Origin of the sequence: Streptomyces sp. NPDC060031 (genome assembly GCF_042736805.1) — a bacterium.
Taxonomy (GTDB): domain Bacteria; phylum Actinomycetota; class Actinomycetes; order Streptomycetales; family Streptomycetaceae; genus Streptomyces.
Window position 1 is genome coordinate 1 of sequence record NZ_JBHWVM010000049.1, and the last position, 17,597, is coordinate 17,597.

13 protein-coding genes and 4 pseudogenes are annotated in these 17,597 nt (G+C 70.0%); 9 read left to right on the plus strand and 8 right to left on the minus strand.

Going from position 1 to position 17,597, the window contains the following annotated elements; genetic code table 11:
• The first annotated feature begins 199 nt into the window (after window positions 1–199).
• Together ACFWB8_RS21765 and ACFWB8_RS21770 are read left to right on the plus strand one after the other, a co-directional pair.
• Window positions 200–1,054, plus strand: coding sequence for an IS5 family transposase (locus tag ACFWB8_RS21765; RefSeq protein ID WP_385229381.1), 855 nt, complete (start codon window positions 200–202; stop codon window positions 1,052–1,054).
• Entirely contained in the window at window positions 1,051–1,449 is a 399-nt protein-coding gene (locus ACFWB8_RS21770) for a hypothetical protein (protein WP_385229384.1), read from the plus strand. The genes ACFWB8_RS21765 and ACFWB8_RS21770 overlap by 4 nt, the downstream gene beginning before the upstream one ends.
• A 102-nt stretch (window positions 1,450–1,551) precedes the next feature.
• On the opposite strand, the pseudogene ACFWB8_RS21775 reads toward ACFWB8_RS21770, so the two are convergent.
• From ACFWB8_RS21775 to ACFWB8_RS21785, 3 genes and pseudogenes are all read right to left on the minus strand, one after another.
• Window positions 1,552–2,052: pseudogene (locus ACFWB8_RS21775) on the minus strand (MerR family DNA-binding transcriptional regulator); the annotation flags it as partial.
• A gap of 591 nt (window positions 2,053–2,643) precedes the next feature.
• Window positions 2,644–3,216: a hypothetical protein gene (locus tag ACFWB8_RS21780; protein WP_385229386.1), complete on the minus strand. Its 573-nt coding sequence runs from the start codon at window positions 3,214–3,216 to the stop codon at window positions 2,644–2,646.
• A gap of 269 nt (window positions 3,217–3,485) precedes the next feature.
• On the minus strand, window positions 3,486–3,698 hold the full coding sequence (locus ACFWB8_RS21785) for a hypothetical protein (protein WP_385229389.1): 213 nt from the start codon (window positions 3,696–3,698) through the stop codon (window positions 3,486–3,488).
• A gap of 389 nt (window positions 3,699–4,087) precedes the next feature.
• Here ACFWB8_RS21785 and ACFWB8_RS21790 point away from each other — a divergent pair, with 389 nt between their 5' ends.
• Together ACFWB8_RS21790 and ACFWB8_RS21795 are read left to right on the plus strand one after the other, a co-directional pair.
• The gene (locus ACFWB8_RS21790) at window positions 4,088–4,777 is read left to right on the plus strand and encodes a hypothetical protein (protein WP_385229392.1); all 690 of its coding nucleotides are present in this window, start codon (window positions 4,088–4,090) and stop codon (window positions 4,775–4,777) included.
• 68 nt (window positions 4,778–4,845) lie between these two features.
• Window positions 4,846–4,977, plus strand: coding sequence for a hypothetical protein (locus tag ACFWB8_RS21795; protein ID WP_385229395.1), 132 nt, complete (start codon window positions 4,846–4,848; stop codon window positions 4,975–4,977).
• On the opposite strand, the gene ACFWB8_RS21800 is transcribed toward ACFWB8_RS21795, so the two are convergent.
• Window positions 4,950–7,859, minus strand: a complete 2,910-nt coding sequence (locus ACFWB8_RS21800; RefSeq protein ID WP_385229398.1) for a hypothetical protein — start codon at window positions 7,857–7,859, stop codon at window positions 4,950–4,952. The genes ACFWB8_RS21795 and ACFWB8_RS21800 overlap by 28 nt on opposite strands.
• A 504-nt stretch (window positions 7,860–8,363) precedes the next feature.
• Between ACFWB8_RS21800 and ACFWB8_RS21805 the strand changes: the two genes are divergently transcribed.
• The 5 genes from ACFWB8_RS21805 to ACFWB8_RS21825 all read left to right on the plus strand — a co-directional run bounded on the left by ACFWB8_RS21805 (window position 8,364) and on the right by ACFWB8_RS21825 (window position 13,390).
• A complete protein-coding gene (locus ACFWB8_RS21805) occupies window positions 8,364–9,329 on the plus strand; it encodes a Dyp-type peroxidase (RefSeq protein WP_385229401.1) in 966 nt (321 codons plus the stop codon).
• Between the two features lie 202 nt (window positions 9,330–9,531).
• Entirely contained in the window at window positions 9,532–10,464 is a 933-nt protein-coding gene (locus ACFWB8_RS21810; protein ID WP_385229404.1) for an alpha/beta hydrolase, read from the plus strand.
• Window positions 10,465–10,480: 16 nt separating this feature from the next.
• A complete protein-coding gene (locus ACFWB8_RS21815; RefSeq protein ID WP_385229407.1) occupies window positions 10,481–11,200 on the plus strand; it encodes a helix-turn-helix transcriptional regulator in 720 nt (239 codons plus the stop codon).
• Window positions 11,201–11,971: 771 nt separating this feature from the next.
• The gene (locus ACFWB8_RS21820; protein ID WP_385229410.1) at window positions 11,972–12,313 is read left to right on the plus strand and encodes a hypothetical protein; all 342 of its coding nucleotides are present in this window, start codon (window positions 11,972–11,974) and stop codon (window positions 12,311–12,313) included.
• Between the two features lie 165 nt (window positions 12,314–12,478).
• Window positions 12,479–13,390, plus strand: a complete 912-nt coding sequence (locus ACFWB8_RS21825) for a MerR family transcriptional regulator (RefSeq protein WP_385229413.1) — start codon at window positions 12,479–12,481, stop codon at window positions 13,388–13,390.
• An 86-nt stretch (window positions 13,391–13,476) separates the two neighbouring features.
• Here ACFWB8_RS21825 and ACFWB8_RS21830 read toward each other — a convergent pair.
• The 4 genes and pseudogenes from ACFWB8_RS21830 to ACFWB8_RS21845 all read right to left on the minus strand — a co-directional run.
• A pseudogene (locus ACFWB8_RS21830) lies at window positions 13,477–13,596 on the minus strand (beta-L-arabinofuranosidase domain-containing protein); the annotation flags it as partial.
• Between the two features lie 89 nt (window positions 13,597–13,685).
• Window positions 13,686–14,162 (minus strand): annotated as a pseudogene (locus ACFWB8_RS21835) (alpha-L-fucosidase); the annotation flags it as partial.
• Between the two features lie 3 nt (window positions 14,163–14,165).
• Window positions 14,166–16,637 carry a glycoside hydrolase family 9 protein gene (locus ACFWB8_RS21840; protein WP_385229416.1) on the minus strand — a complete coding sequence of 824 codons (2,472 nt, stop codon included), beginning with the start codon at window positions 16,635–16,637 and terminating at the stop codon, window positions 14,166–14,168.
• Window positions 16,638–16,926: 289 nt separating this feature from the next.
• Window positions 16,927–17,454: pseudogene (locus tag ACFWB8_RS21845) on the minus strand (class II aldolase/adducin family protein); the annotation flags it as partial.
• Between the last annotated feature and the right edge of the window lie 143 nt (window positions 17,455–17,597).

Sequence of the window (17,597 nt, forward strand, 5' to 3'; positions counted from 1 at the left end):
TCGGAGGGCGTGGAGATGAACGTATGGGGCAGATACCTCAAGAGCGGCAATCGTATAGCTCGCCTATCGACACAAACCACCCCTGAATGCCCACTTAGTGGTCGTTAAGTCCGACTTCTCTTCGTTCGTGATCGCTCGATCGTGGTATTGATCGCGGTCCGGGCTGCTCGATGGGCATGTCCATGTTGAGATGCGGGGCGTGATGAGAGAGCCGTATCTCAGCGATTTGTCGGATGGGCAGTGGGCGTTGATCGAGCCGATGATCACGGCCTGGAAACAGGGCCGGGTGGCGCGGTCGGCGACCGGGGATCCCGGGTCCTGTGACCTGAGGGAGGTCGTGAACGCGATCTTCTACCAGAACCGGACGGGCTGTCAGTGGCGCATGCTGCCGCATGACCTGCCGGCCTGGTCGGCGGTGTTCTACTACTTCAGGTTGTGGCGCGAGGACGGGCTCGACCAGCGGATTCAGGAACTCCTTCGCTGCCAGGTCAGGGAGAAAGCCCGCCGATTAGAGGACCCGTCCCTCGTGATCATCGACACCCAGTCCGTCCGCGCTGCGGCGGGTGTCCCCAGGACCACGACCGGGCTGGACGCGAACAAGAAGGTCTCGGGACGCAAGCGGGGACTGGCCGTCGACGTGCTGGGGCTGATCATCGGCGTCGTCGTCATGGCCGCCTCGGCGCACGACAACGCCGCCGGCATCGCCCTGCTCGACCAGGCCGCCGAGCGGTGCGGAATGCGCCTGGAGAAAGCCCTGGTCGACCAGGGCTTCAAGGAAGCGGTCATCGTTCACGGCGCACTGCTGGACATCGGCGTCGAGGTCGTCCGCCGCAACCCCGCCGACCAGGGCAAAGGGTTCGTCCCGCAACCGAAGCGGTGGGTGGTCGAGCAGACGAACGGCACGCTGATGCTCCACCGGCGTCTGACCCGTGAGTACGACCACCGGCCCGACACCTCCGCCTCACGCGTCTACTGGGCCTCCACCGCCAACATGGCCCGCCGCCTCACCACCCCCACGCCGACCTGGCGCGACACCATCGGGCTGGCCGCGTGAACATCACCGAACTCCTGGTGGACCTTCACCTCCGGGAGAACGCGGCCACGGCCCGGGCAGACGAACTCCGCCATCAGATCGCGCACTTCACCGCCGCCCTCACCGAGACCGAAGCTCGCCTCGCGGACCTCGCCACCACCCGCAAGGTCATCACCGAACTCGCACCTACCGGCACCGAACCCGATCCGCCCGAGTCGAGCACCGCCTACCAGACCATCGTCGACGCCTTCAACCAGCACCCCGACCAGGCGTTCCGGGCCCACGACCTGCACGAACTCCTCGACATGCCCACCGACGAAGCATCCGTCAACATCACCCGCAGCCGCCTCGGACGACTCACCCGCCAAGGCTTCCTCACCCAACCCGGACGAGGCCGCTACCAGAAACGGACATAACGCCCACTTACATCAGCAAGCTGGTCAGGTCACCACATGGCAGCCGTGATCAGCGCCGACGGAACCTCCGGTCCATTCCCGCCCACTGCCACCGTCTCATCACAGGCCGTCAGCACAGTCCCACGGGATGGGCACCGGTTCAGCGCGGGCGCCGATCGCGTCGGCCATCCCGGCGAGCGGGGGAAATTCTGCGAGGACGGCGGCGAACTCGGGCAGGTAGTCGCGGGTGAGCCAGAACCGGTCCTGCCATCCGGGCTCGTCGGTGTCGAGCGTGAGCACCACCACGCGGCGGGCCACGCGCCGCATCTCGCGCAGCCCCGCTATCGGGTCCTCCCAGTGGTGAACGCTGGAGACAGACGGCCATCGCGACGTCGAAGGAGTGGTCCTCGAACGGCAGGCTCTCCGCGGCGGCGGCCACGCACGGCGCCGAGCCAGCAGGTCGCTGCCCCCGCATGACCGCCGATGGCTCAACCGCTCCACGTCGCCCGCCGAATAGGCCCGGTACCCAGCAGCGGTCCGCGCCGAAGGCCGAACGAGCCTGATCTCGTCGTAGTGATGCAGCGTGCGGACGCTCACGCTGGCCAACTCGGCCACGCGTCCCACAGTCCAGTGATCCTCCACGGCACCGACTATGCAGCCTGACGCCACGTGAGGGTCAAGAGCTCCCGCCCCGGCAGCAAGAGTCGAACACAAGGGTTCGACCCGCAAGATCACGGCCAGCAGGGGGAGGGGGATGAAGACCAGGTCCGGGAACCCGCCGAGGAGCATTCCGCCCAGCCCGGCGCTGGCGGTGGAGCCGGCGGCCATGAACGTGGTGAAGCGGATGGTGGCGCCGAGGACGGCGAAGAGCGCCAGCGCGAACGTGTCGAGGGTGGTGGTGTGGGTCACCAGTAGGGCGGCGGCCATGACGACCACGGGCGCGGGCACCTTGTAGAGGGTTGGGTGGTGCTGCGCATGCGGATCGCCCAGCTCGCTCCGGCCCGGGCGCCGAGGAGCTGCTGGCAGCAGGTTGACCGCTACGGGCCAGCGTGCCGCAACCTCGGCGGCCGGGACCGCCGCGAGCCGGGCGGGCAGTGCGACCAAGACCACGATCGGGCTCATTGCGCACTGCCTCCGGGCGCCGTGAGGGGGAACAGGGAGGAGACGAGGCGACCGTTCTTGTCGCCGCGGCCCTGCGGCTCGGGGTGAAGCGGCTCACCTGCCGTTGCAGGCCCGGTTGAAGGCGCGGTTGGCTGCCTGGGTCCAGGCCTGCCAGTACGCATCGCTGTGCTGCTGGCCGGACTTGTCCGCCACCGGCTTGGTCTTGCAGCTGTTGCTGGCCGCCACGGTCCCCGCCTTGGCGCCAGCCACGCGGCCCTGGGCGATGTCCCGCCGGGAACCCGGCTGGACCGGGGTCGTGTTCTGCGGGTTCTCGGGCTTCGGTGTCGCCGCCGAGCCCACCTTCTTACAGTTCACGAAGATGAAGTTCTGGTCCTCGTTGACCGCGAGGATCGTGTAGTCGACGTTCTTCTGGAAGCGCTGCACGCGGAATGTTCCGTCCGGGCCTATCGCCAGGTCCACGGTGGACTCGCCGTCGTTGAGTTTGCGGGGTCCCGTGAACCCCTCGCCGGTGATCGTGACGTACGTGTCGTTCGGCCCCGGCGTGACCGTACAGCTGGCGGCCGGGACGGCCGCGCCAGCGACCGGTGCGAAGACAACGGCGCCGCCGCATACGACCGAGGAGACGAGCAGGGACGTGACCACGGCGCGTCGGGTGCGTCGGTACATGAGGGTTCTCCGATCGGAAGTCGAGGGGGGGGAGGAAGGAGGGGCACATGACTGGCGGCCCTCGTGTTCATGCTCCCCCGCTCGTCACGGGGTGTCGACCGGAGGCCCGTACGGCAGCCGCGGCCGCCTAGCCGACGGAGCACTGGCGGCCGCCGCCCGGCCCGAGCAGCTCCCGCCACGCCTTCGCCAGCGTCGTGCGGTGAGGCATCCGGACCACGCCATCGGGAAACACTCGCGGGCCTACCGATGGGTCAGCCGCTCCGTCGAGGTCACGCCGCGGCGCTCACGTTCGGCCAGCGCCACGGGAACGGCACACCCAGCGCCTCGGTCAGCCGGGACCAAGCCGGACCCCGCGCGCCCGATCGAATCGACCTGGTCGTGAGTTCGCGGTTGGCCGCACGGGCGTCGGCGAGGTCGTCGCCGCGGTCCTGCAGGTTCAGCTCTGCGGCGACGGCAGGCGGGCGCTGTGCCTGGAGTTTCACGTACGACGGCGCGACCCTTCTCTGCGGCCGTGCCGAGGGCTGGCAGGAGACAGCGGTGCGCGGCCCCCGCGCTGATTGCCTCCGGCAAAAAGATCACACGTCCCTTCGGCAGGTTGCGCTCGCTCTTGCGTTCATCCCACGACGGTACGCAGTACCCGCTACGGCGTTCGTTTCGCTCGGCGCGCCGTGGTGGGGATGCGGCGCTACGGTGGAAAGGTCGTTCATGGCCCCGGAATCCGGACCGGCAGGAAGCCGGTTGCCGGCCGACAGGTGGAGGGGCCGCGCACGCGCGGCACAGGAGCGGGCCCGCGAGGGCGCCGCACGCGTCCCGTGCCCCCCTGTGGCTCGACTCATCTTCCAGCAATGCCTTCCCGGCTAGGAGGGAACGCATGAATCGGCACGTTCGCTACGCACTGCTCGCCCCGCTCGCGGCTTCCGCGGTAGCCCTGACACCCGCGATGGCCGCCCATGCCTCGCCTGCGGCGCCCGCCGCGGCCCCGCAGGCGACCTGCAAGCTCGTCGTGGCCCCAGGTACGAACCCCGTCGAGTTCGACCTCGTACTGACCGGCTTCAAGGCCGGCCAGCAGGTCAAGGTCAGGGGTCCGGAGAATTTCACCCGCACCGCGAACCCGCAGGGCTCATTCACGGAGGAGGACGTCAAGAAGGGCTCCTACACCGCGAGGGCCACCGGTGGTAGGAACAACCCGGCGGTCGGCTGCAGCAAGCCCACCAGGACACCCGCTACCGCTGCCGCCGACATATCGGACGTGGACGTCACGGGTGCGTCGACCACCCCCGCGGTGGACATCGATTGCTCCGTGGCGCAGAACGTCACCTTCCAGGGGAAGCTCACCGGAACGGGCACGGGGAACGTGAAGTACAAGTGGTCGGGTGCGGGCAAGACCAGCACGCCCACGGTCAAGTTCACCGAGCCCTCGACCGCGACCGCTTCCTTCACCGTGAGGGCCGCTCCGCGCGCTGCACCTGCGAATCCGGCCCCGTCCGTGTCCGTGTCCCTCTCCTCGGGTGACGCGACGGACTCGCTCAACTTCACGCTCAAGTGCAAGGCCGGAACCTGATCCGGCCCCGACCGCTCTCCTCTCGGCCTGTGCACCGCCCGGCGCACAGGCCGAGCAGCGGTGGTCCCATGCCGACTCAACGTCAGCTGATCGCCGACCGTCGCGACGTCACCAGCGCCCGCTGCGGCCTCGACCGCGCCGAAGCCAGCGGAGGTGCGGCGTCCTCGCTTGATCACGAGCGTTCCGGGCTCGGCACCTGACCCGACGGCAGTGGAGTCGCGGCCAGCACCGGCAGGCCCCACGCCCGCCTGACCCGATCGACGAGTACGAGGGCGCTGTACGGCGAGACGGCCAGCTCCAGGCGCATGTCGGCCAGGCGTTGGACCGAACCGTCCGGATCGCGTACCGCGGCCTCGGCGCTGCGCTGGTCGAAGCCCGCCGGGGTGAAGATCTGGAGCAGGGTGAGCACGCAGGCGGCGTACGCGCGGGCCTCCGCAACCAGCGGACGGGTGGTCTCCGGCAAGGCCGCCCCGTCCGGACCGCTCTGAGCGGAGGCCGCAGGCGCCACGGAGGCCGCCGGCGCCGCGAATTCCTGCAAGGCGCGCACGAGGGCGGCGCCCTGCTCCGGGCGGGCGTCGTCCAACCGCTCGGTCAGGAGCCGGTAGTCGACCATGACCGGTGCGGTCTCCGCCGTCCACGGCTGGGCGGCCAGCAGCGTCCGGAAGCCGGCCAGGGTGTCGGACAGTTCCTCCGCCAGCATCACGAGCGCGATGTCGCACAGTTCTACGTACGGGGTGCTCTGGCGCAGCTCGACCAGGCCGAGTGCGTAGCGGATGAGGTCCCGCGGGATGCCTCCGGACAGGGCATGGGCAAGGACGGCGTACGGGCGGGGCAGCCCGGGTACGCGTTCCTCGAGGATCGCCACCGACTCGGCGGGCGTCATCGGCCGGACGTGCACGATGTCGTCGAAGGCGCTGTCCGTCGTGTCGCGGTGGGGCATGCCCCGGCGTACGAACCCCGCGCTGATGTCCTCGGCCACGGACACCAGGCAGTAGACCCGCGGTACGCCGAGGATCGCCTTGACCTCGCCCAGGAACATGCGTGCCTGTGCCGGAGTGGCCATTCGGTCCAGCTCGTCGATGCACAGGAACACGCGTCCGTCGCCCTGCTCGCCCAGCTCCTCCGCGATCGCCCCCACCAGATCCAGGAACTCTGCCACCAGCTGGGGGAAGTTCGGCGGCACGCTGGAGAGGGTGGAGCCGTGCGCGCTCCCGAAAGGGGTCCCCGGCGTGAAGTTGAGTGCGGCGGACGTGCCCTGGACCGTGCGGAGCCGGAAGAGCTGGTTCAGGCAGCGCCGGGTGAGATCGGTCTGCGTCGTGTGCCGCCCCCGCCGCTTGGAGGAGGAGCGAACGAGCGCCAGTCCGAGCATGAACACCGCGAGCCGGCCGGGGTTCTCGGCATCGAACACGACCGGCCGGGTCGTCGCGGAGGTCGCCATGAAGCCGATGCAGGCCAAGCCGCCCAGCGTCACCGCAACCAGCGTGCGGTCGCTGGAGGTCAGACGTCGCGGGATGCCCGCCGCCGTGACGAACAGGTACACGAACAGCGGTACGAGCAGGGTGGCGAAGACAGTTGCCGCACCGTCCCGTGGTGTACCCGGCCCGCTGGTCCAGCTGGTCCAGCTGGACCGGTCGGGCAGGAAGTCCACGGAGTCGTGCACGTCCACCAGACCGTCCAGGATCGGTGCTGCGGCCAACAGCCAGCCGAGTGCCCACAGCAGGATCCAGCCGGCCCGGCCCTGCTCCCCCAGCCCCAGAAAACGGCGGAAGCGGCCTGGTGTGCGAAGACCCCACACCAGGAAACTCGTGTACGCGACCATGAGGCTGACCAGGACATACTGACCGTGCCAGAGCCCGCTCACCAGGTGGGCGGCGTCCTGGGCCACGCCCGTGGCAAGGGACATGAGGCCCGAACGGTGGCCACCCCACCAGACTCGTACCGTCGCGGCCGCGCCCAGCACGAGCAGGGCGCCGGCCGGCAGGGCGAACAGCAGCCACCGCACAGCGCTGCGGGCCATTCCGGCGGTACGACGGCCCAGCCGTACGAGGCCCGACAGCCGTGTGAAGTCCGGCACTGTCTGGCCGCTTCGCCGCAGGTACTGCTCGCACACGCCGATCAGGCAGGACAGCAGGAAGTCGTACGGGGTATAGGCGGCGGGTACGGCGACGCGGATCACCAGGTCGGGCTCCGATCCGCTGTGCGCTGCCTCGGGCCGAAGCAGACCGCTCACGGCGTCCAGGAGCGTGGTCTTGCCCACGCCCCGCGGACCGCTGAGCGCGATCGTGCCGCCGTCCATCAGGCTCAGCTTGCGCGCCAACTGGCTCGCGCACGCGCTCCGCACGAAGAACCGGGAGTCCCGCCGCGCCCTCAGCCCGTGATATCCGTCGTACATGAGTACGGAGTGCGGGTCTTCCCCGAGCAGTGCCTCGATCACCTCGAGGAGGACCCGGCGGGCGCTGTGAACGGTGAACTCCACGGCAAGCTGGCGCAGGGCGCTTTCGGCTTCGTTGCTGGTGGCCCACACCAGTAAGCGGTAGTGGACGTAGGTGGGCATGTTACGCAACTGCCGACGCGCGCGTGGGCGCCGCAGCAGCCATACGCCCACAGCAAGCACCACCACCGTCAGTGCCACCTGCGACGTGAACCTAAGGCTGCCGTCCTCATACGGGTTCACGAGCGCGGCGAACAAGGCGGCGAACAAAACAAGGAGGGCGGCCGCGGTGGCCGGTTCCAGCCCGAGCTGGGCCCGGGCGCGAGCCAGCCTCCGCCGGTTCCTCGACCGCTCGTCCAGCGCCGAGCAGACGGCCTCGTGGCCGTCACGCGCCAGGACGAGGACCCGTTCCACCGCCGCAGGTACCTGCATGGCCGCCCGCACCGCGTCCGCCGTCACCTCCGGGCGGATCTGCAGCCGGTCGGCGACGGCCGGTTCGACCAAGAGTTCCTCGACGCTGCTGCGGTAGACCTCGGCCTCCGCCGCGTAGCGCCAGCCTCGGAACGGCGGGAGCGGGTCCACCGGTTCCGGCGGGAGCGGATCCACCGGGTCCGGCGGGACCGCCGCCGGGTGTGTCACGGCCTCGGTCATCTGTCGGCTCCTCCCCCATGGCGCAGCCCGGCGAGCGTAGAACGACAGATGGACCCAGCGCAGTCGAACCACCCATCCCGCCCGCCGCCCGCGCCGGGCAAGTACGGGGAAACAGGCCGGCGCCTCGCGGCAGTCCGTGTACACCTGAGTCGACCGGTATCACGCCGACGGGCTGGACGCGCTGGTGGACAGATCCCGGCGCGGCCGAGACAAGCTCGGGGACCATTGGACCCCCACGACGCGAACGTCTACAACACCTTCACCAGCGGCCTCCTCGGCAACGGCGACCTCGACGACGCCGTCCTCCCTGGCCTCGGCGCCCACAGCGGATAACCAGGCACTGAACGACCAGCGCGGCCAACCCAGAATGACGCACCGAATCCTGAAGAATCTCAGCATTAGTGACATTTACCGTTCGCTGATGCTGCATGGAAATCCCTTCGACGCTGCACCAGCGGACAGGCGGCAAACCCTGCCAACCCCACCACCGAGAGGACGACTCCGTTGCGCGACCTGCCTCAGCCCGTACTCAGTCCGCTGACCACCGCCTCGCTCTTCCTCGTCCTCACCGTCGATCCGGGCGGCGAGCCCGTCGTCCGGGAGCTGCTCGCCGACCTCGCGGGGCTGCAACGCTCGGTCGGTTTCGGCTATCCGGACGGGCGGCTCAGTGTCGTCGCGGGCATCGGCTCCACGGCCTGGGACCGGCTGGTGGACGGTCCGCGCCCGGCGCAGCTGCACCCGTTCCGGGAGCTGCGCGGCGCCCGCCACCACGCTCCGGCCACCCCGGGCGACCTGATCTTCCACATCCGGGCCACCCGCCAGGACCTCTGTTTCTCCCTCGGCTCGGAGATCATGACCCGGCTGCGGGGCTCCGTCGCCGTCGCCGACGAGGTGACCGGTTTCAGCTATCTGGACCAGCGCGACCTGCTCGGCTTCGTCGACGGCACGGAGAACCCGGTCGGGCAGGAGGCCGCCGACGCCGTGCTGATCGGCATCGAGGACCCGGCCTTCGCCGGGGGCTCCTACGTGATCGTTCAGAAGTACCTGCACGACCTCGATGCCTGGAACCGGCTCCCCGTCGAGCAGCAGGAGCAGATCATCGGCCGGCGCAAGCTCAGCAACACGGAGCTCAACACCCCCGGATCGCACGTCGACCTCAACACCCTCACCGACCCGGACGGTACCGAACGGAAGATCCTCCGCGACAACATGCCTTTCGGCAGCCCCGGCCGGTCCGAGTTCGGGACCTACTTCATCGGCTACGCGCGCACGCCGGACGTCACCGAGGAGATGCTCCGACACATGTTCCTCGGCGACGGCCCCACCAGCCACGACCGGATCCTCGACTTCTCCACGGCAGTCACCGGGACACTCTTCTTCGTGCCCCCGGCCGGCTTCCTGGACGACCTGGCCAACGAGGAAGAGCTGCCGACCGCAGCCCAGGGCTCGGCCGACGCCGGTGACCTGTGAAGGAAACCGCAGGCCCCGCGGAAGCATCGTCTGGGCCTTGAGCAACCGGTCCAGCACGCCATCCCGCAGGCACGCGAAGGCATCGGCCGATTCCTGTTTGCCCATCCCCCGGTGTTCGATCCCGATCACGCCAGAAGCGTGACGCAGTGCACAAAGAAAGGGTGACAGGGTGTTGTCGCGGGTAGCTGCGACTGTCGACGGCATGAAGATCACAGATGAGGACTGCCTCCCCGAGACCCTGGCGTTCAACGAGCAATTTGAGGCTGCCGCTGCGAGCCGTCCAGCTCGCGGGCAGGCGCCGAGCGCAGCCACGCTGGCGCTCCTGCGGCGCAATCGGCTCGGCGCTGACACGCCACCAGTAAGACTGCCGCACGGCCGAGACCGCGTCGTTGAGGGCGGAGTGAAGGTACGGGTCTTCGTGCCGGATCACGTCGATGGCGTGTACCTGCACATCCACGGCGGCGGCTGGGCGTTCGGGTCCTCGGACGGACAGGACGAGCGGCTCTGGCGACTCGCCGAGCAGGCACGGCTGGCCGTGGTGAGCGTGGAGTACCGCCTCGCGCCGGAACACCCGTTCCCCACCGGGCCCGACGACTGCGAAGCGACTGCCCGATGGCTGGTGAAACACGCCGTGGCCGAGTTCGGCACCGACCGGCTGCTGATCGGTGGTGAATCGGCCGGTGCCCACCTCAGTGTCGTGACGCTGCTGCGCCTTCGCGACCGGCACGGCATCACAGGCGCGTTCCGAGCCGCCCACCTGCTCTTCGGCCCCTACGACCTGTCAATGACACCAAGCCAGCGGTTGTTTGGCCACCGACCGCTGTTGAGCAACACCGACAAGCTCCGGGGCAGCTACGAGCTGTTCACGCCAGGGATGGAGCAGGAGCAGCGCCGCGATCCCCAGGTGTCGCCCCTGTTCGCGAACCTGACCGGGTTGCCGCCCGCCCGGATCGTCGTCGGCACCGAGGATCCGCTGCTGGACGACTCACTGTTCCTCGCCCAACGGTGGCAGGCGGCGGGTGCTCCCGTGCAACTCGGCGTCGTCGCCGGCGCGATGCACGGCTTCACTCTGTTCCCCCTGACCATCACCGACCGGGAACTGCAGCGCGAGCGAAAATTCCTGGCCACCGCGTGACGGTAGCGTCAGCGGCATGAACCGAACTGCCCGGCTGTACGCGCTGGTGGAGGACATGCGCGCGGCGGCGCCGCGGCCGCTGACGGTCGCGGCGCTCGCCACGCGGTTCGACGTCAGCACACGCACGGTACAGCGTGACCTGCAAACCCTCATGGAGGCCGGTGTCCCGGTGCGCTCCGTACCCGGGCGAGGCGGCGGCTGGTCGATCGACCCGGAGATGACCCTGCCCCCCATCCGCCTCACCGCCGACGAAGCCTCGGCGCTGACCGCCGCGCTCGCCGCGGCCGACGCTTCCACCCCCTACGCCAGCGCGGCCCGCACGGCGGCCCAGAAGATCGCAGCCTCAATGACCGGCCCCGCCTCGGCGGCGGCGCGGGAACTCGCCGCACGGATCCTTACCCTGCCGACGCGCAGCGACTCCGCGATCCGTACGGCGGTGGAGCAGTCCCTCGCCAACAACCTGGTGCTGCAGCTGTCCTACACCGGTGCGGCAGGACACGAAAGCACCCGCGTCGTGGAACCAGCCGGACTGCTCACCGCCGCCGGCCGCTGGTACCTCATCGCGTGGTGTCGCACGCGCCAGGCCGGCCGGGGCTTCAGGCTGGACCGGATCGCAGCGGCGGCTCCTACCAATGAACGGTCCCAGCCCCACAACCTGGCCGAACTACTACTCGGCTCGGCTGCCGTCGGCGCAGTACAACCCACTGCACTGGCCTCACTCGGACCCCTGCCATGAGAATCCGAAGGCGCCAACCCGGCGAGCCTTTCCGGCCACGGCACTACTGCCCTCGTAGGCGTGGGGTCCGTGGGGGCTGACAGCTGGTGATCGTCGCGGATGCGTCAGAACCGCATTCAGACCGAGTGCTGCGGCTACCTGTTCCGGTTCCTGGAAGCCGGCCTGGTTCGCGGGCCGGTACGCCGGTGCGCTGGGCGATGATCTCCAGTCGCCGGGCGCAGCGGGACCGTGGGAGCGACCGCGCGGGTCGTGGCGTGCGTACGGTTCGGCCGGCGGCCCGGCAGGCACCGCAACGGCACAGGCCCCGGCGAGGAGGCTGTGCCCTGTGCCCGGGGCGGGCACGGGACCCGGCACCCGGCACCCGGCACCCGGCACCCGCGTCAGCGGGCGTGGTGCTGGATTCCGCGCTGCCCGGGAACACCGCTCCGCCGGGTCGTAGCGGACCGGCGGCGGGTAGTCCGGCGCCGACGGCCCGGGAACGGGTTACTCCGCGCAGGAGCACTGGGAGCCAGAGCCAGGAGAACCATGAGGACGAGGGCCACGACGAGGATGAGCACGGTAACGAGGGTCATGTTCCTGCCTTCCGTCGGGTATTGACTAACTGTAGTTACTTGGTGTAACCGGAATAGCGGCCGCTAAACACTCCCGGTGAGGAAGGAGCGTCGCTTCAACGCGCCCAACAGCCATCCCCGGCAGCCTCCGTCCCCACCCGGGCAGCACAACCGTACGACCCGCTGCTACGGCCGTGGCCGACCGCAGAGGGGAGCAGGCGTGCCCGAGAAGCAGCGGACACCGCCGGAAGGCAGCGGCCTGACGATCATCCCGGCCGTCGAAGTCAAGCCCGAGGAAGTCGGCCCGCTCAGCCTGCGCTACGTGGACGGCGTGCCCCAGCTTGTCATCAGCGGCGGAACGGTCCCGCCGACCGGATGGCAGTGGGTGGATGGTGACGGCAATGTTCTGGCCGCCTACATCGCAACCCGGTGCAGCCACAGACGCGCGGGCTGGACATCACCACGGACATCACCACGGTTGCAGGCACCGGCGTGGCCGGGGCAAGCGGCCCGGAAGGGTGCGGCCGACCACAAGCACCCGGCCAAGCGCTGCCGGGACTGATGCGCCTTCGCCGAGCCCCGTCGTGTGCCGGGTCCTCACGAGCTCCTGTGGACCTGCATGACCGCCACGGCAAGCGGCGGAAAGCCCCTCGACGTCAAGATCCACCGGCTCGCGCGCCCCCGGGCGCTTGAGTCTCCAGCGGCTGGAGGGTCCAGGATCTCGCCCATGGAATACGAACGCTCCGACGTGCTCACCATCGGCCAGCTCGCGCACCGCACCGGTCTTCCGGTGCGCACCCTGCGCTTCTGGTCGGACGAGGGAGCGGTGCCGCCCGTGGCCCGCTCCGCGAGCGGCTACCGGCTGTACGACGCCGGGTCCGTGGCCCGCGTCGAGCTGGTCCGCACCCTGCGGGAGCTGGGCCTCGGGCTCGACGACGTGTGCCGCGTCCTGAGCGGCCGCACCACGGTCGCCGCGGTCGCCGACGCGCACGTGGCCGCGCTCGACGCGCAGATCCGCTCCCTCAAGGTGAGCCGGGCCGTCCTGTCCACCGTATCGAAACGTGGTTCGACCGCTGAGGAGACAGCACTGATGAACCGGTTGGCACGGCTTTCCGCCGCCGAACGCAAGCAGATCATCGACGAGTTCAAGGAGGAGGTGTTCGGCGGTCTCGACGTCGACCCGCGCCTGCGTGACCGCATGCGCACCTTCAGCATCGAACTGCCCGACGACCCCACACCCGAGCAGGTCGACGCCTGGATCGAACTGGCCGAGCTGGTGCGCGACCCCGGCTTCCGCGCCCGGATGCGCACCATGCTGGAGCTGAGCACCCCGGTCCCCGGGCAGAGTCGTGCCCCCGGGGCGTCCATCTGGTGGGCCAGGCAGGTCGTGCAGACCGTCGCGGAGGTGAGGAAACGCGGGATCGTCCCTGAGGAACCGGCAGCGGCCGAAGTGCTGTCCGAGCTGTTCGGCGACGCCGATCGGGCCGCCGTGCTGTTGTGCCTGGAGGCCGGGATCGAGGCAGGCGCGGATCGCTACCGCAGGCTCGTCGCCCGTGTGCGCGGACAGTACTCGTCTCCCGACGCGTCCGAGGAGCTGGAGTGGCTGGCGCGAGCCCTGCGTGCCGCGGATCAAGCCTGACCGGCCGTACCGCCCCTGCCCGCATGGGCTGAGGCGAAGCGACCACCGGTTCCCGATCCGCCTCGTGTGATCACGGGCTGAGGTTTGAGCATGTCGTAGGAGTTGCAGAGCTCGCAGGTGTCGGGGACGAGGGAGCCGGGGATGGCGTTCGGGGCCCGGAAGCGCTCCGCCTGGCTGTTGCCGCCGATGGCGTAGGTGTGCGAGGTGGTGCAGATGGTCCAGGTTCGCGGCCTCGCCGCTGCCACGGTTGACCACACGTACCACGCGCTCGTATCCACCGTGGCCGCCCGCGCCGCCCCGGCAGCATCCCGAGGAGTTCCACCGAGGTCAGCGACGAGAGGTCGATCCGGTCCGAGCTGAGCGTCTTGATCGTCAGCGCGCCGCCGGGCCAGCCGAGGACGGTGGCGTACAGGACGTCGTCGGCCTTGCTGCGGGTGAACCGGATGTCCTGCGCGGTGCCGGCCCGCGGGGTGGTGAACGAACCGCCGCCCATCTCCGTCGGGCCTTCGCCGTACGCCGTCCAGGCGCGGGTCGCGTACACCGACTCCCCGAAGCGCTCCAGGTGGTCTCCGATACCGAGCAAGATGTCCTTCTGCGCCTGGGGGACGGTGCGCTCGGCCATCGGTGCGATGTTCAGCAACACGTTGCCGTTCTTGCTGACCCGGTCGATGAACGAGTGCAACCCCTGCGGGATGCTGTAGTGGCCCATGCCCTGCGTGTAGCACCAGCTGCTGGAAATGCCGTCGTCGGTCAGCCAGCAGGGGGCGGTGATCATTCAGGAGCAGAGTGCACCGTTGAGCGTGTAGCGCGCCGGGAACGCGTTGGTACCCGAATACGTCGCCTGGAAGCCGAAGCTCACGCTGCCGCCGGGCGCCAGCGTGCCGTTCCACCCGGTGTCCCGGGCGGTGACCGTGCTGCCCGGCTGGCTCACCGTGGCGTTCCAGGCGTTGCTGATCCGCTGATCACCCGCGAAGCTCCAGCCGAGGGTCCACCCGGAGATCGCCGAGGTGCCGGTGTTCCTCACGGTCACCGTCGCCGTGAAGCCGTTGCCCCAGGCGTTGTCGATCCGGTACCCCACCGCGCAGTGGGCCGCCGACGCGTCGTCGTCCGCCTCCGTCGCCGTGAACGTCGCCGGCCGCACGCCAGGACCACCGACCGTGAAGGTCGCGCTGCCCGACAACGCGTCGGCATCCTGCGCGGCGGAGACCGAAACCTGCTGCGCCGTCGCCCAGTTGGCCGGGGTGAACACCAGGGTCGCGGCTGCCGACAGGTCCTGGTCGCCGGAGCTCCGGGCCACCGTCAGCGTGACGTTCTGCGCGGGCGCGGCCGAGAGCCGCACGCCCGCCGGCGCCGAACCGCCCTCCGGGACCGTCACGGCCGCCGGTGTCACCTGGGCCACGGGCACCGCCGGGGTGCTGCGCCGCTCAGCCGCGAATGCCGCCAGCCAGGCCAGCGAGGCGTTCCAGTTGATGGCCACCTCGTTGGTGGAGTACGAGCCGATGTCGTCCACGTAGCACGCCGCCGGCGCGCAGCCCACGAGCTTCTCCTTGGCCACCGGGTCCTCCAGCCCCGCGTTCGGGCCGCCCGCGAAGGAACCGGTCGGCGGGTGCGGCAGCGAGGCGTCGTTCTGGTGCGCCCAGAACCGGTGGTGCTGGTTCTCGGAGTAGCGTTCGCCGTAGCCGGTGACGTAGGAGAGGTCGAGCGCGTTGCGGCCAAGCAGGTAGTCCAGGGACTCCAGCGCTCCGGCTCGGTAGCGTTGTTGACCGGTGAGCTCGTATGCGACGGCCAGCACCATCGCGTTGTTGGTGACGGAGCTGTTGGAGCCCCACACGTATCCGGTGGCGGGGAGTGACACCGCGTAGCCCTGTCCGGCCATGGCGGACAGGTGGCCATCGGCAGCCGCGGTCAGCAGGCCTCGCAGCCGGGCCATGTCGTCGGCGGGCAGGGCCACGCCGGGGACGGTGGCGAGGGTGATCCGGCCGAGCGTCGCGGTACCGCCCCACCAGAACCCGTCGACGGGCTTGGTGTGGTGCGGAGAGGAGGTGACGGCGTCCCGGTACTGTGACTCGCCGGTGGTGGCCAGGAGTTCCGCCGCCGCCCAGTAGAACTCGTCGGAGACGTCGGAGTCCTCGTACGCACCGCCGCCGGTGTTGTCGGTCGCCAGGGCGAGCACGTTCGGGTTGACCTTGGCAGCCGTCCAGGCGCGGCGGGCCGCGTCCAGGCAGCGCGCGGCGAACGCGGTGTCGTACGGCGCGTACACCCGGGCGCACTGCGCGGCCGAGGCCGCCAGGTTCAGCGTCGAGGCGGTCGAAGGCTTGTGCAACTCACGTTGCTCGGCATCGAGTTCGGGCCGGGTCGGCAGAGCGGTCCACTGGGCGTCGTGCATCTTGTGGAAGGCCATCCCGGCCATCGGCTTCCCGGCCGGGACCTGCATCCGCAGCAGGAACTCCAGCTCCCAGCGGGCCTCGTCCAGCACGTCCGGTGTCCCGTTGCCTCGCTCCGGCACCCGCAGCGTCGCGTCGCCGAGTGCCGCGTCGCCGCCCGAACGGCGCGCCCGCTCGAAGGAGTTGACCATCTCCCAGACGGAGATGCCGCCGTTGACCACGTACTTGCCGTGGTCGCCCGCGTCGTACCAGCCGCCGCGCACGTCCAATTGGTAGTCGCACACCCCGGCCTGGCAGGGGACACTGCTGTCGCCCTTGTTCGGGGCGATGCCCAGGTGCCCGGCGGGACGGGCGTAGGCACTGCCTCCCGCCAGGGCTGGGTCGATCGCAATGCCGCTGCGCTGCTGGTAGAAGAACGACATGCTGTCGGCGCGCAGTCCGTCGTACAGCGATGCGGAGATGTCGAAGGGGTGGCTGGTCTGGCCGCCGACGCCCAGGGTGTAGCCGGTGCCGGTGCCGGTGTACGCGCCGAAGTCCACCAGGTGCACGGACTGGCCGGACGCCTGGTCGGCGCCGCGCACCGTGGTGGTGCCCGAGGCGGCCACCGTGCCGGAGGCGTCGCGCAGTTGCCAGGCGAGCGGCTCGGTCGCGGAGCTGGCCACGGTGGCCCGCTTGGGGCCGTCGGGCAGGTAGCCGAGCTGGTTGACCCGGACGGGTGTGTCGGCAGCGGCGGCCACCGTGGCGGCAGCCGCGACCGGAACGGTCAGGGCGGTCGTGGACAGGCCGCCGACGGCCAGCGCGAAGCCGGCGAGCACAGCGGCCGCGCGACGTGGCACGCCGCGGACGGAGGTGACAGGAGGCACGGGTGGAGCCTTCCTTGGTGGGCAGGGGGCCAAAAGTGGGAGCGCTCCCAATCAAGCCAGCCGCCGGACGGCCCGTCAAGACGCCTGGTTGCAAAGGCAGTTGGCCTAGCTTTTATCCGAGAACAGGCCAACTACCACCACTGCTTCGACGGACGGACGACGGTGGCGCGAAAACGACGATCCACGACGGCGCCGGCCCGCCGGCAACATTCCTCACGCCCCGGGCACTGAGGCCGCCTCGGCCGCGCACGATCCGGCCGGTGACCGTCCGACGGCGCGGCCTCCGTCGGTAATAGGCGTCCGGTCCGTGCTTACGGGTGAAGTGCCGCTCCAGCAGATGACTCGGGGGTTCGGAGGCCTCCCCGAGGCGGGACCCCAGCGCCAGCGCCAGCGTGTGCAGCGCCATCTCCGCCACGGCCTCGCAGACGAGGGCGTTCTCCAGCGCAGCCTTCGCGGTGGCGCCCCAGGTGAAGGGGCCGTGTCGTGAGACGAGCGCTCCGGGGAATCTCGCCGGCCCGACGGGGGTCACCGTCGGGCCGGGCAACGATCACCTGTCCGGTGTTGCACTCGCCTGGGCGAAGGCGACGGCGTGCACCGAGTGCGTGCGGGTGACGCCGCCGATGGAGGGGAAGGGCCGGTAGGGGCACCGATGGGTTTCGGTGTGCCTGATGACGAAGACGCCGGCGCCTCGGTCTGCTCCGCCGACGTTTCCCCAGGCGAGGGTGGCCAGACCGGCCTCCGGCAGGCCCCGCAGTCCCGCATGAGCGGGCTGGACTGATCGGGGGACGCGCTGGGTGGCGCGGCTGCGCGACCGCAGCTACCCTGATCAAATTGTGAGCGCTAACACGCGTAAATCTCAAGAGACTTGGGAAGCTTCGCACTCACAACATCCGGCCATCGCTGCATAATGTGAGCGCCAACATCGATATCCCCGCCGCCAATATCCCGATCGGTCCGAGA

Bases quoted from the DNA above. Each gene is read 5' to 3' on its own strand.
- ACFWB8_RS21825 (WP_385229413.1), top strand. From the start codon at position 12,479: ATGGAATACGAACGCTCCGACGTGCTCACCATCGGCCAGCTCGCGCAC.
- ACFWB8_RS21795 (WP_385229395.1), top strand. From the start codon at position 4,846: ATGCCGACTCAACGTCAGCTGATCGCCGACCGTCGCGACGTCACCAGC.
- ACFWB8_RS21810 (WP_385229404.1), top strand. From the start codon at position 9,532: ATGAAGATCACAGATGAGGACTGCCTCCCCGAGACCCTGGCGTTCAAC.
- ACFWB8_RS21790 (WP_385229392.1), top strand. From the start codon at position 4,088: ATGAATCGGCACGTTCGCTACGCACTGCTCGCCCCGCTCGCGGCTTCC.
- ACFWB8_RS21815 (WP_385229407.1), top strand. From the start codon at position 10,481: ATGAACCGAACTGCCCGGCTGTACGCGCTGGTGGAGGACATGCGCGCG.
- ACFWB8_RS21780 (WP_385229386.1), bottom strand. From the start codon at position 3,216: ATGTACCGACGCACCCGACGCGCCGTGGTCACGTCCCTGCTCGTCTCC.
- ACFWB8_RS21800 (WP_385229398.1), bottom strand. From the start codon at position 7,859: ATGACCGAGGCCGTGACACACCCGGCGGCGGTCCCGCCGGACCCGGTG.